This window comes from Paraburkholderia sp. RL17-383-BIF-A (assembly GCF_046028015.1).
GTDB lineage: Bacteria > Pseudomonadota > Gammaproteobacteria > Burkholderiales > Burkholderiaceae > Paraburkholderia.
Map to the genome: position 1 here is coordinate 21,257 of NZ_JARESR010000026.1, position 13,156 is coordinate 34,412.

Below are 13,156 nucleotides of genomic sequence, written 5' to 3' on the forward strand. Positions count from 1 at the left end.
CTGCCTGGTCCGTTACTGCCCGGGCCTTTCGACAAACTCGAACGGCAAGCCGCGCCGCCGCATCCATTCGCCGAGCGCCTGGCCGGTGCCCGCGCGCCACGGCCGCAACCTGGCCGGCTCGACCAGCCGGTATTCGAGCAATTCCGGCGAGAGCGCAACCGTGCCGTATGCCTTCACGTGGTACGCGATGATCAGCTCGTTCTTGCGGATGAATTCATACACGCCGATCAGCTCGACCGTCTCCGCGTGCAACGAAGTTTCCTCGAGGACTTCCCGGGCAATCCCCTCTTCCGGCGTCTCGCCGTTTTCGAGGAAGCCCGTAATCAGCGCGAATACGCCTTCCTGCCACGCGGCATTGCGCGCCAGCAGAATCTTGCCTTCGTATTCGACGATCGCCGCCACCACGGGCAGCGGGTTGTTCCAATGGACGTAGCCGCACTCGGTATCGGGGCAGGTCTGGCGGATGCGCCCGCCTTCATGCGCTTCATCGGCGCGCTCGATCAGCGGCGTGGAACAGCGTGGGCAGAATCGGTATTCGGTCATGGCGTGAGAGAGACGTCCCGTTTGTTTTGTGTGATTGTGTCTGACTTCTGGGGAATGGCGTTCGGGTCACGCCGCGCACAACTCCCGCACCTCGGCGGCGAACCGTTCGACCGTTTCCGGCTGCGTATCCCACGCGCACATCAGCCGGCAACCGCCCGCGCCGATGAATTCGTAAAACTTCCAGCCGCGCGCGCGCATGGCCTTGGCGGCTTGCGTGGGCAACTGCGCAAAGACCGCGTTCGATTCTCTGGGAAACATGATGCTCACGCCCGGAATTTCCTGCAACCGCGTTTGCAGCAGTTGCGCCATCGCATTCGCGTGACGCGCGTTGCGCAACCAGACGTCGTTATCGAGCAGACCCAGCCACGGCGCGGAAATAAAGCGCATCTTAGAAGCCAGTTGGCCCGCCTGTTTCAGGCGGTAGGCGAAATCGTCGGCGAGCGCGCGGTCGAAGAACACCACCGCTTCACCGACCGGCAAGCCGTTCTTGGTGCCGCCGAAACACAGCACGTCCACGCCCGCGCGCCACGTGATCTCCGATGGATGCACGTCCAGCGCGGCGACCGCGTTGGCGAAACGCGCGCCGTCCATATGCACTTTCAGATGACGCCGCTTGGCGATCGCCGCGATCGCCCGCACTTCCTCGACGCTGTAGACCGTGCCGACTTCCGTCGATTGAGTCAGCGTGACGACTTTCGGTTTCGGGTAGTGGATGTCGGCACGGCGTGTGACCACCGCTTCGATCGCGTCCGGCGTGAGTTTGCCGCCGACGCCCGGCGCCGTCAGCAGTTTCGAGCCGCCCGAGAAGAACTCCGGTCCGCCGCATTCGTCGGTTTCGATATGCGCGAGTTCGTGGCAGATCACCGAATGGTACGACTGGCATAGCGACGCGAGCGCCAGCGAATTGGCGGCCGTGCCGTTGAATACGAAGAACACTTCGCAGTCGGTCTGGAACAGCTCGCGCAGACGGTCGCATACCTGGTTGGTCCAGGAGTCGTCGCCGTAGGCCGGCTCGTGGCCGCTGTTGTTGGCGGCGATCAGCGCTTCGAGCGCTTCGGGGCAGATGCCGGCGTAGTTGTCGGACGCGAAATGTTGCATGGCTGGCGGCGCGCCCGGCGACAGGCGCGCTGAGATGACGGGAAAGCGGTCATTTTAGTGCGCCCTTCGGTTATTTGTTTTCCGGTTGCGGGCCGGCGGGGGCGGTCGCGTCGATACGCGCTCAGTTGCAGCCGCAATCGGGCATGCGGCCACGGCCACGAGTCATGCGCGCGACGACGATCAGCCCGGCCGCGCCCACCAGCAACGCGGTCGCCGCCAGCCACAGCGCCGGCGAAAACGACCCGCTCCGTGCGGCAATCGGCGCCGCGACCAGCGGGCCGACGATCTGACCGACACCATAGGCCGCCGTCGCATAACCCATCAGCGCGGCAGCGTCGTCGCCACGCAGACGCCTCGCCTCGCGCATCGCGAACAGGGTGATCGCGGTAAACGGCAAGCCGATCAGGATGCTGCCGAATGAGAAGCCGCCTGCTGTCGGCCAGACGATACCGAGCGCAATGCCGCACGCCTGCAGCACGTAACAGCCGGCCAGCAGCTTGCGATTGTCCCAATGCACCGGCAAACGCGCGGCCAGCAGTGCGCCGACGATTAGCGCCGCGCCGAACATCGGCCAGAACAGGTCCGGCCAGGACGAGCCGGGCAACGCGTGACGCGCGATCACCGGCAGGAAAGTCGCGGTGATGATGTAGCCGAAGCCGGGGATGCCGTAGAGGAGGATGAGCCAGAAGGCGTCGGCGGGGCGGGTGGTGGTGGGGAGGGCGTGGCTTCTTGGGGCGGGGGCCGGAGTGGCGGGAGTCTCGGCAGGCGCGGCATTGCTGTCCACCTGGCGAGCACCCTGCTCATTCCCGCGAGCGGTGAAAACCGGCCAAACCACAATCGCCAGAACTGCGGCGACAAGCCCAAAACCGAGCCACCCCGTCGAGGGCCCGTACCCATCCGCCACGGTGACCAGCAGACCCGTTCCGACGATACCCACACCCGGCCCCGTATAGATCACCCCGCCCCACTCCGGCGCACCGAGTTCGGCGAGCCGCCGCAAGCCCCACTGCGACGCGAAAACGAACGTCATCGCACTGACCGCGCCGGCGACGAAGCGTACCGCCGCCCATACCCAGAACTGGCTCGTCACGCCCATCGCCAGCGTCAGCAGCACCGTCGCCGCAAGCCCCGCGCGCACCATTCGCGCCGGCTCGATCCGCAGCGCGGCGCAACTGACCGCGCCGACGAAATAGCCCGCGTAATTGAACGACGCAAGCCACCCACCATGCTGAATGTCGATCTGCGGCTGGCCAAATGCGCCGCCGTGCAGCATCAGAGGCAAGAGCGGCGTGAACGCAAATCGGCCGATGCCGAGCGCAACGGCCAGTGTGACCATGCAGGCAAGCGCGGCGCGGCGGGCGGCGTGGTGCCCGGCTAGGCTGCCGCGCGCAATGGAGGCGAATTCGTTCATGAGCGGGCGGTGATAGATGCCGTTAGCAGGATCGGAATGGTTGAATTCATGATAGCTTGACCTTTCGATCACGAAAAATGAATAATTCGGATATCACCAATCGCCAGGAGAGAATCATGGATCTGGCCGCCCTGACCATTTTTCGCGCCGTCGTGCGGGAAAACGGCGTGACGCGCGCCGCTGCCAAGCTCAACCGCGTGCAATCGAACGTCACCACGCGCATCAAGCAGCTTGAAGAGCAACTGGGCACCGACCTGTTCATCCGCGACGGCCGCCGTCTCGTGCTGACGCCGGCCGGCGAGACGCTGCTGCCATATGCTGAACGGCTGCTCGCGCTCGCCGACGAGGCGCGTCACGCGGTGCGCGAGGATCGTCCGAGCGGGCGCCTGCGTTTGGGCACGATGGAAAGCGTCGCGGCAACGCGTCTTCCCGCGTTGCTCGCGCATTACCACCAGCGGTGGCCCGCAGTTGCACTGGAACTGGAAACCGGCACGACCGGCAAGCTGATCGAGCGGGTGCGCGAATTCGAAGTGGATGCGGCGTTGGTGGCAACGCCGTTGGACCCCGCCGCGCTCGGCGAATTATTCGAGTCGGTGCCTGTGTTCAGGGAGGAGCTGGTGATGCTGACGCCCCGCGGGCATCGGCCGATCCACGACGTACGGGACATTGCGCTGTCAACGCTGATCGCGTTCGAGCGCGGTTGCGCTTACCGGGCCTACATCGAGAAGTGGTATCTGGAACACGGCGTGAGGCCCGCGCGCGTGCTGGAGTTGGGCTCCTACCACGCGATCGTGGCTTGCGTGGCCGCCGGCGCGGGAGTGGCGGTCGCGCCACGATCGGTGCTGAATTTGCAGGCTGACGCCAGCAATATCGCGGTGCATGAGCTACCGGATATCGGCGAGATCGAGACATTGCTCGTGTGGCGGCGCGGGCATTTTTCGTCCGCACTGAACGCGCTCAAGCAGGCAATGGTGACTCGGGAAAGTGTCGCGAATTTGCCTGAGCCAGCAACTGCGGCGGAAGGTGCTTCCTGATCTTGCCGCTGTGGCTGTGGCTGCGGTTGCGGTTGCGGTTGCGGTTGCGGTTGCGGTTGCGGTTGCGGTTGCGGTTGCGGTTGCGGTTGCGGTTGCGGTTATGCCTGCGCGGCGCGGCATGAGATCAATTGTGCGAAGGTGAACTACGAGGGAATCCTCGCGAGGCGGGGCGCCACGCCAATGAACAAACTGGCGTGACAGACCTAAAAAAACTCAGGCCACACGGCACGCCCAAACTGCGGCGCGCGGTGTGGCCCAATCATGCTCGAATCAGAGCTGGCCTTCGACCCAGCCCTTGACGCCGGCCAGTGCCGCCGGCAGATTCGCCGGCTCGGTGCCGCCCGCCTGCGCCATATCCGGACGGCCACCGCCCTTGCCGCCGACTTGCTGCGCGACGAAGTTCACCAGTTCGCCTGCCTTGACCTTCTTGCTGGCGTCCGCCGTGACACCCGCGATCAGGCTCACCTTGCCGCCTTCGACCGATGCCAGCACGATCGCCGCGCTCTTCAGCTTGTCCTTCAGCTTGTCGACGGTTTCGCGCAGCGTCTTCACGTCCGCGCCTTCGAGCGTAGCTGCGAGCACGTGCACGCCGCCGACTTCGATCGCCTGACCGGCCAGTTCGTCGCCCTGGCTCGACGCCATTTTCGACTTCAGCGCGCTCAGTTCCTTTTCCAGCGACTTCACCTGGTCCTGCACCTGGACGATACGTTGCGTCAATTCCGACGGTTGCGCCTTCAGCACGGCAGCGGCCGCATTGATGCGCGCGTCGAGATCCTGCACGAAGCGCACGGCGTTGTCGCCCGTAATCGCTTCCACGCGACGGATGCCCGCCGCCACGCCGCCTTCCATCACGATCTTGAAGAGGCCGATGTCGCCGGTGCGATGGACGTGCGTACCGCCGCACAATTCACGCGAAAAACCCAGGTCGAGCACACGCACTTCGTCGCCGTACTTTTCGCCGAACAGCGCCATCGCACCGCCCTTCACGGCTTCGTCAAACGGCATGACCTGCACGATGCCCGGCGCGTTCGCCAGCACTTCGGCATTGACGATTTCCTCGACGCGGCGGATCTGCTCGTCTGTCATCGGCGCGTTGTGCGCGAAGTCGAAACGGGTCTTGTCCGCGTCGACGAGTGATCCCTTCTGCTGCACGTGCGAACCGAGCACTTCGCGCAACGCCTTGTGCATCAAGTGCGTGGCCGAGTGGTTGCGGGCCGTGCGGGCGCGGCGCACCGCGTCGATTTCCGCCTTGACGACGTCGCCCACCTTCAGCGTGCCCTGCTCCAGCGTGCCGTGATGACCGACCACGTCGGCTTGCACCTTCAGCGTATCGCTCACCGCGAAGCGCACGCTCGCGTTGGCCAGCACGCCCTGGTCGCCGACCTGGCCGCCCGATTCCGCGTAGAACGGCGTGTGATCCAGCACGACCACCGCCTGCTGGCCGTGGCTCACTTCCTGCACGGATGCGCCATCCACATACAACGCGATTACCTTCGCGTCGTCGAAGACGATTTCTTCGTAGCCGTGGAACGTGGTCTTCGCGCCCGAGTATTCGAGGCCTTGCGCCATCTTGAACTTGCCGGCCGCGCGAGCCTGTTCGCGCTGACGCGCCATGGCTTCGTCGAACGCGGCTTCGTCGACCGTGACTTCGCGCTCGCGGCACACGTCTGCCGTCAGATCCAGCGGGAAGCCATAGGTGTCGTGCAGCTTGAATGCGAGTTCGCCGTCGAGCGTCTTGCCGCCCTTGGCTTCGAGGTCGGCCAACGCGCTCTCGAGAATCGACATGCCGTGTTCGATGGTTTCAAAGAAGCGCTCTTCTTCCTGACGCAGCACGTCGGTCACGCGTTGCTCGGCTTCCTTCAGTTCCGGATACGCACTGCCCATTTGCGCGACGAGGTCCGCCACCATGCGGTGGAAGAACGAGCCCTTCTTGCCCAGCTTGTAGCCGTGACGGATCGCGCGGCGCACGATCCGGCGCAGCACGTAGCCGCGGCCTTCGTTGCCCGGAATCACGCCGTCGACGATCAGGAACGAGCACGCGCGAATGTGATCGGCAATCACCTTCAGCGAGTTGTTGGTCAGGTCGCTCACGCCGGTTTCGCGGCCCGCAGCCTTGATGAGCGCCTGGAACAGGTCGATCTCATAGTTGCTGTGCACGTGCTGCAGAACGGCGGCGATACGCTCCAGGCCCATGCCGGTGTCGACGCACTGCTTGGGCAGCGGGGTCATGTTGCCTTGCGCGTCGCGATTGAACTGCATGAACACGAGATTCCAGATCTCGATGTAGCGGTCGCCGTCTTCTTCAGGAGACCCCGGGGGGCCGCCCCACACGTCCGGGCCGTGATCGTAGAAAATTTCCGAGCACGGGCCGCACGGGCCGGTGTCGGCCATCTGCCAGAAGTTGTCCGACGCGTAGCGCGCACCCTTGTTGTCGCCGATACGGATGATGCGCTCGACCGGCACGCCCACTTCTTTCGCCCAGATGTCGTGCGCTTCGTCGTCTTCGTGATAGACGGTGACCCACAGCTTGTCTTTCGGCAGCTGGTATACGCCTGTCAGCAGCTCCCACGCGTAGTGGATCGCGTCGCGCTTGAAGTAGTCGCCGAACGAGAAGTTGCCCAGCATTTCGAAGAACGTGTGGTGACGCGCGGTGTAGCCGACGTTTTCCAGATCGTTGTGCTTGCCGCCGGCGCGCACGCTGCGCTGCGCGGTCGTGGCGCGGGAATATGGACGCGACTCCGCGCCGAGGAACACATCTTTGAACTGCACCATTCCCGAATTGGTGAAGAGCAGTGTCGGATCGTTGCCGGGCACAAGGCTCGACGAGCGAACGATCGTATGGCCCTTCGATTCGAAGAACTTGAGGAATTTCTCGCGGATTTCGGCGGCTTTCATAGCGTGCGGGGGACGGGTTTGCCAGTTCCCTGGCTGTTACCGGCGGCATCGTGGGATGCGCCAACTGTTTGTTTCTTAAACGACTGATTATACGGGATCGGCGCCCGTGCGCGGCAGCGCGCCCTGCAGGGTCGGCCGTTCGGCCAGGTTTGAGCGGGCAGCGTGGGACATTATGGGGCGCGCCGTTAGTCTTATGACGTTCGGCCGACTCCGCCCGCGTGCCGGAATCGCTTAAGATTGCCTCCATTCGCGGCGCCTTGCGCGCCGCCTCGCGATTCGCAACTACGTGCATGAAACCAGGGCGCGCTGCGCGCTGGCCGACACAGGAGACATCTACGAATATGGGCGCTCTCAGTCATATCCGCGTGCTGGATCTCACACGCGTGCTCGCCGGACCCTGGTGCGCGCAGACTCTTGCCGATTTCGGCGCCGACGTGATCAAGATCGAACGCCCCGAAGTCGGCGACGACACCCGCCATTGGGGGCCGCCGTACCTCAAGACACCTGACGGCGAAGACACCCGCGAAGCCGCGTATTACCTCGCGGCGAACCGCAACAAGCGCTCGGTCACCGTCGACATCGCTTCGCCCGAAGGCCAGCGGATCATCCGCGAGCTGGCCGCGCAGAGCGACGTGGTGCTTGAGAACTACAAGGTCGGCCAGTTGAAGAAATACGGTCTGGACTACGCATCGCTCAAGGAAGTGAAGCCCGACCTCATCTATTGCTCGGTGACAGGCTTCGGGCAGACCGGGCCGTATGCGCAGCGCGCCGGCTACGACTTTATCGTGCAAGGCATTGGCGGCTTCATGAGCATTACCGGCGAACGCGACGGCCAGCCGGGCGGCGGCCCGCAGAAGGCCGGCGTCGCGATCGCCGACCTCATGACCGGCATGTACTCGACCATTGCCGTGCTCACCGCCCTCACCCACCGCGACCGGACGGGCGAAGGCCAGTACATCGACATGGCGCTGCTCGACGTGCAGGTGGCGATGCTCGCCAATATGAATTCGAACTACCTGGCAAGCGGCCAGCCGCCGGTGCGCTGGGGCAATGCGCATCCCAACATCGTGCCGTACCAGACGTTCCAGACGAGCGACAGCTGGATCATCGTCGCGGTCGGCAACGACGGGCAGTTCCGCAAATTCGTCGAAGTGGGCGGCCGTCCGGAACTGGCCGACGACGAGCGATTCGCGACCAACCCGGCGCGGGTGCGCAATCGCGACATCCTCGTGCCGATTCTCGCGGAGATGGTCCGGCTCCAGGGCAAGCAGCAATGGATCAGCGCGCTCGAAGCCGCAGGCGTGCCGTGTGGGCCGATCAACGATCTCGGTGAAGTCTTCGAGAACGAACAGGTGGTGGCGCGCGGGATGCAGGTGGATCTGCCGCATCCGTCGGGCGGCACGGTCAAGCTGGTGCGCAATCCGATCAATATGACCGGCACGCCGCCCGAAGCGCTTGCGCATCCGCCTATGCTCGGGGAACACACGGAGAGCATTTTGCGTGACGTGCTCGGCTATGACGAAGCGAGGATCGCGGCGTTGCGGGGGCAGTCGGTGATTTGAATCCGCCGGGGTCGCGGTGGTCGCGCGTTGATCACGGTGGCACGTTGATCGCGTTCAGCGCGAGCGTTACTCAGCGACGGTTTGACGTACCGAACGACTCCAGCCACTCGCGCCCTTCGTCCCAATCACCAAGCCCGCTGTCCGCGTTGATATGCCCGCGCGCACCGATGTCGATCCAACGGCTGCCCCAAGCGTTCGCACAGGTCTGTGAAAACGGCACGCCGCCATAGGGATCGTCGCGGCTCGCCACGACAATGGACGGAAACGGCAGGCGCGTGAGCGGCACGGGTGCGAAACCGCTCGCGTCCTGCGGGAAATGCGCTTCGGCGGGATCGGGCGGAGCGACCAGCAATGCGCCCGCCACCTTCGCAAGCTGCGCGGCGCCCGCGTACTGCGAGGCCCAGAAGGCGACCGCCAGGCAGCCGAGGCTATGCGCGGCGAACACCACCGGTGCGTCAGCGGCGGCTACGGCGGCATCGAGCGTGCGGCACCAGGCGTCGCGTTCCGGGTGGTCCCAGTCCGTCATTCGCACCCGTACGAATGACGGATTCAGCGCTTTCCAACGCGTCTGCCAATGGCCGGCGCCGGAGCCTTGATAGCCGGGCAGCACAAGTGTGCTCAGTTGTTTTTGTCCGCTCATCGCGTTCCCCGTTGGTCGTTACCTGCAGTTAGTCGTGACTTGCAATTTATTGTCGTAGGCACGGCCACCCTTTTCAACGCATCACGCGCGCCACACCCACGCCGCGCGGGTCCGCTGCCGGCTCAGGCGCGGTGCCGTCGATACGAATCATCTGCACATCGCCGTTGAACGACTGCCCCTCGAGCGTGTAGCCCATGCCTTGCAACTGCTCGGCCAGCTCACCCGTGACCGGATGATACGGCTCGAAATAGATCGTCTTTTGCGGCAGCAACTGATGGTGGAAACGCATCGCGGCGAGCGCGTCGGCGGGCGGCATATTGAAATCGTACAGGTCGGTCATTATCTGGAATATCGAGGTCAGGATGCGCGAGCCGCCTGGCGTGCCGATCACGAGCGATACCTTGTTGTCCTTCAGCAGAATGGTCGGCGTCATCGACGACAGCGGGCGGCGTCCGGGCGCCACCGTATTGACCTCCGCGCCGCTCGCGCTCGCCGGCCTGGTGACGAAGTCATCCATGGCGTCGTTCAGCAGAAAGCCGCCGCCGTCCACCACCACGCCCGAACCGAAGTCACCGTTCAACGTGTACGTGTTCGACACGGCATTGCCCCACTTGTCGACCACCGAGAAATGCGTGGTCTGCGCCTTCTCCGGCGCCGCGTCGCCGAGGCCCGGCTTGACCGGCACCGCGCCCGGCACTTCGTCGGGTTTGACTTCGTCCGCGCGCTGCACAAGGTAGGCGTCGTCGATCAGTTTGCCGACCGGCACCTTGTACGCATCCGGATCGCCCAGGTATTGCTGGCGATCAGCGAACACGCGGTCCTCGATCTGTGCGATCAGATGGATATACGGCACGGAATTGAGTTCGAGGCCGTCGAACGCCTGCTTCAGATCGGCTTTCATCTTCAGCATCTGGATCAGCCCGACGCCGCCCGAACTCGGCGGCGGCGCGGTAACGACCTGGTAGCCGTTCCAGTCGGCGGTGAGCGGCTGGCGCCACACGGCTTTGTATTGAATCAGGTCCTGCTTCGTGACAAGACCGTGGCCGTACATCTGCTGGGCAATCAGATCCGCGGTGCGGCCTTCGTAGAATTCGCGCCCGCCGTCGCTCGCAATGCGCGACAGCGTCTGCGCGAGTTCAGGCTGGCGGTACGTCACGCCTGCCTTGAGACTGGAAAAGTACGCGTCGAAATTGGTCTTGCCGGCGAAGTTCTTCGCCGCGGCGTCGCGGCGCTGCTGCAACCATGGCTCGACCTGAAAACCGTCGGTGGCATAGCGGATCGCCGGCGCCAGCACCTGCTTCCACTTCAGCTTGCCGAAACGCTGCTGCGCCTCCCACATGCCCTCGACCGTCCCCGGCACGGCCACCGCGCGGTGGCCGACGGTGCTCATGCCCGGCAACAGGTTGCCCTTGTCGTCGAGGTACATGTCGCGGGTCGCCTGTTGCGGCGCGCGCTCGCGGTAGTCGAGGAAGTACGGCTTGCCGTCCATGAACACGGTCATGAATCCGCCGCCGCCCAGATTGCCCGCGTCCGGACAGGTCACGGCCAGCGTGAACGCGATTGCGACAGCGGCATCCACCGCGTTGCCGCCGGCGGCGAAAATCTGCTGCGCCGTGTCCGCGCTGTAACGGTCCGGCACGGCCACGGCCGACGCGTCGAATACGGCTTTGGGCGGCGGCGTTTTCGCCAAAGCGGGCACGGGCGCGAGCGCGCTGCCCGCAAACGCGGCGAGCATGGCCGACACCGTCACGAGCCGGGCGAAATTAAGAGCGGTGAAAGGCGCGCGAGGCGCGCCGTGCGTGGGGACAGACATCCGAGAAACTCCGGCAACTGAGGGCGCCATGGTGCACGAACGGCGGGATTTCGTGCAAGGCGACAAGGGACTGTGCGGCCCGGGCATGGAAGGCTCGCGACCGGGTGCGGCGCCAGAAAGCCCAATGCGGGCATGCCGCACGCGAGCGGACGAGGCCGCGCCGCTCGCATCCTAAGTCGGCGGCGAACCCATCAACAAACCGATTTACCTCCTGTTACAGCGCCGGCTGCGCCCCGAATCCGCCTCGAAAACGGCTCAAACGTTGGCTGCATGCCGCACTCGCCTGCCGCAACGGGGCTCGTCAGGTAGAATTGTCGGATAAGAGGACGCATTGCGCGCCCTCGACAGACTTTCACCTTCTCGCATGAATACCGAACGCAACGACGCGCCAGCGGCATCCAATTTCATCCGCAACATCATTGACGAAGACAACCGCACCGGCAAGTGGGGCCAGCGCGTCGAAACGCGCTTTCCGCCCGAGCCGAACGGCTATCTGCATATCGGTCACGCCAAGAGCATCTGCCTGAACTTCGGCGTGGCGCGCAGCTACGGCGGCGTGTGCCATTTGCGCTTCGACGACACCAATCCGGAAAAGGAAAGCGTCGAATACGTCGACTCGATCATCGACGCCGTGCGCTGGCTCGGCTTCGAGTGGGAAAAAGACGGCAAGGAACAGCTCTACTACGCGAGCGATTACTACGACAAGCTGTACGAATTCGCCGAGCTGCTGATCGAACGCGGTAAGGCGTATGTGGACAGTCAGTCGGCCGAAGAAATGCGCGCGAACCGCGGCTCGGCCACGGAAGTCGGCACGCCCTCGCGCTTTCGCGAACGTTCGGTGCAGGAGAATCTCGACCTGTTCCGCCGCATGAAGGCCGGTGAGTTCAAGGAAGGCGAGCATGTGCTGCGCGCGAAGATCGACATGTCGTCGCCGAACTTCAATATGCGCGATCCGGTCATTTACCGGATCCGTTTCGCGCATCACTACCGGACCGGCGACAAGTGGTGCGTGTACCCCATGTACGACTACACGCACTGCATCTCGGACGCGCTGGAAAACATCACGCATTCGCTGTGCACGCTGGAGTTCGAAGACCACCGTCCGCTGTACGACTGGATTCTGAACGAGCTTGCCGAGGCCGGCATTTTCACGCGCCCGCTCCCGCAGCAGATCGAATTTTCGCGCCTGAATCTGACCTACGCGATCACCAGCAAGCGCAAGCTGCTGCAACTCGTGACCGAAGGCCACGTGGACGGCTGGGACGATCCGCGTATGCCGACCATCGTCGGCGTGCGCCGGCGCGGCTTCACGCCGGAAGCGATCCAGTTGTTCTGCGAGCGTATCGGCATCACCAAGGTCGATTCGTGGATCGACATGAGCGTGTTCGAAGGCGCGCTGCGCGACGACCTCGACGCGAAGGCGCCGCGCACGGCCGCCGTGCTCGACCCCGTCAAGCTGATCATCGACAACTTCCCGGAAGGCGTGACCGAGCCGTGCAATGCGCCGGTCCACCCGCATCATCCGGAAATGGGCGTGCGCGAATTTCCGATTTCACGCGAGCTGTGGATCGAGCGCGACGACTATAACGAAACGCCGCCCAAGGGCTACTTCCGTCTGTTCCCGGGCAACAAGGTACGCCTGCGCTACGGCTACGTGATCGAATGCATCGGCGCGGACAAGGACGAAAACGGCAACATCGTCGCGATCCACTGCAACTACTTCCCGGACAGCAAATCGGGCACCGAAGGCGCGAACAACTACAAGGTCAAGGGCAACATCCACTGGGTCAGCGCCGCAGCCGCGTGCCCGGCCGAAGTGCGCATCTACGACCGCCTGTTCAAGGAGCCGCAACCGGACGCCGGCGGCCGCGATTTCCTCGAGGCGCTGAATCCGGATTCGAAGCGCGTGGTCAACGCCTACCTCGAGCCGGGCGCGCGCGAGGCGCTGCCGGAACAGCGCTATCAGTTCGAACGCCACGGCTACTTCGTTGCCGACCGCGTCGATTCGCAACCGGGTAAGCCCGTATTCAATCGCATCGTCAGCCTGCGCGATAGTTGGGGCAAGCCGGCGTAAGCTGAACGTGAGCTTTGTTGCGCAGTAAACGTTGAATACGGCGTGCGTCTCGTGAGAAGGATGCACGCCGTTTTGTTGCATCCCTA

General features: G+C 64.2%; 9 protein-coding genes. 3 read left to right on the forward strand and 6 right to left on the reverse strand.

Annotated elements, in window-relative coordinates:
- Positions 1-12: 12 nt before the first annotated feature.
- The 3 genes from P0D71_RS25455 to P0D71_RS25465 all read right to left on the reverse strand — a co-directional run bounded on the left by P0D71_RS25455 (position 13) and on the right by P0D71_RS25465 (position 3,052).
- On the reverse strand, positions 13-543 hold the full coding sequence (locus P0D71_RS25455) for an NUDIX domain-containing protein (RefSeq protein WP_091792639.1): 531 nt from the start codon (positions 541-543) through the stop codon (positions 13-15).
- 66 nt (positions 544-609) lie between these two features.
- Complete coding sequence (locus P0D71_RS25460) at positions 610-1,641, reverse strand: threonine aldolase family protein (protein ID WP_091792638.1); 1,032 nt, start codon at positions 1,639-1,641, stop codon at positions 610-612.
- Positions 1,642-1,762: 121 nt separating this feature from the next.
- Positions 1,763-3,052 carry a YbfB/YjiJ family MFS transporter gene (locus P0D71_RS25465; RefSeq protein WP_408482699.1) on the reverse strand — a complete coding sequence of 430 codons (1,290 nt, stop codon included), beginning with the start codon at positions 3,050-3,052 and terminating at the stop codon, positions 1,763-1,765.
- A 116-nt stretch (positions 3,053-3,168) separates the two neighbouring features.
- Here P0D71_RS25465 and P0D71_RS25470 point away from each other — a divergent pair, with 116 nt between their 5' ends.
- Positions 3,169-4,086: a LysR family transcriptional regulator gene (locus P0D71_RS25470; RefSeq protein WP_408482700.1), complete on the forward strand. Its 918-nt coding sequence runs from the start codon at positions 3,169-3,171 to the stop codon at positions 4,084-4,086.
- A gap of 270 nt (positions 4,087-4,356) precedes the next feature.
- Here the strand turns inward: P0D71_RS25470 and alaS are convergent, their stop codons facing one another.
- Positions 4,357-6,981 carry an alanine--tRNA ligase gene (gene alaS / locus P0D71_RS25475; RefSeq protein WP_408186628.1) on the reverse strand — a complete coding sequence of 875 codons (2,625 nt, stop codon included), beginning with the start codon at positions 6,979-6,981 and terminating at the stop codon, positions 4,357-4,359.
- Positions 6,982-7,322: 341 nt separating this feature from the next.
- Between alaS and P0D71_RS25480 the strand changes: the two genes are divergently transcribed.
- A complete protein-coding gene (locus P0D71_RS25480) occupies positions 7,323-8,543 on the forward strand; it encodes a CaiB/BaiF CoA transferase family protein (protein WP_408186627.1) in 1,221 nt (406 codons plus the stop codon).
- Between the two features lie 70 nt (positions 8,544-8,613).
- On the opposite strand, the gene P0D71_RS25485 is transcribed toward P0D71_RS25480, so the two are convergent.
- Both P0D71_RS25485 and ggt read right to left on the reverse strand, forming a co-directional pair.
- On the reverse strand, positions 8,614-9,183 hold the full coding sequence (locus P0D71_RS25485; protein ID WP_408482701.1) for an RBBP9/YdeN family alpha/beta hydrolase: 570 nt from the start codon (positions 9,181-9,183) through the stop codon (positions 8,614-8,616).
- A gap of 73 nt (positions 9,184-9,256) precedes the next feature.
- Positions 9,257-10,996 carry a gamma-glutamyltransferase gene (gene ggt, locus P0D71_RS25490; protein WP_408300358.1) on the reverse strand — a complete coding sequence of 580 codons (1,740 nt, stop codon included), beginning with the start codon at positions 10,994-10,996 and terminating at the stop codon, positions 9,257-9,259.
- Positions 10,997-11,360: 364 nt separating this feature from the next.
- Here ggt and P0D71_RS25495 point away from each other — a divergent pair, with 364 nt between their 5' ends.
- Positions 11,361-13,070, forward strand: a complete 1,710-nt coding sequence (locus P0D71_RS25495) for a glutamine--tRNA ligase/YqeY domain fusion protein (protein WP_091792632.1) — start codon at positions 11,361-11,363, stop codon at positions 13,068-13,070.
- The last annotated feature ends 86 nt before the right edge of the window (positions 13,071-13,156 follow it).

Coding starts and splice junctions, on each gene's coding strand:
- P0D71_RS25485 (WP_408482701.1), bottom strand. CDS start 9,183: ATGAGCGGACAAAAACAACTGAGCACACTTGTGCTGCCCGGCTATCAA.
- P0D71_RS25480 (WP_408186627.1), top strand. CDS start 7,323: ATGGGCGCTCTCAGTCATATCCGCGTGCTGGATCTCACACGCGTGCTC.
- P0D71_RS25460 (WP_091792638.1), bottom strand. CDS start 1,641: ATGCAACATTTCGCGTCCGACAACTACGCCGGCATCTGCCCCGAAGCG.
- ggt (WP_408300358.1), bottom strand. CDS start 10,996: ATGTCTGTCCCCACGCACGGCGCGCCTCGCGCGCCTTTCACCGCTCTT.
- P0D71_RS25470 (WP_408482700.1), top strand. CDS start 3,169: ATGGATCTGGCCGCCCTGACCATTTTTCGCGCCGTCGTGCGGGAAAAC.
- P0D71_RS25495 (WP_091792632.1), top strand. CDS start 11,361: ATGAATACCGAACGCAACGACGCGCCAGCGGCATCCAATTTCATCCGC.
- alaS (WP_408186628.1), bottom strand. CDS start 6,981: ATGAAAGCCGCCGAAATCCGCGAGAAATTCCTCAAGTTCTTCGAATCG.
- P0D71_RS25465 (WP_408482699.1), bottom strand. CDS start 3,052: ATGAACGAATTCGCCTCCATTGCGCGCGGCAGCCTAGCCGGGCACCAC.
- P0D71_RS25455 (WP_091792639.1), bottom strand. CDS start 543: ATGACCGAATACCGATTCTGCCCACGCTGTTCCACGCCGCTGATCGAG.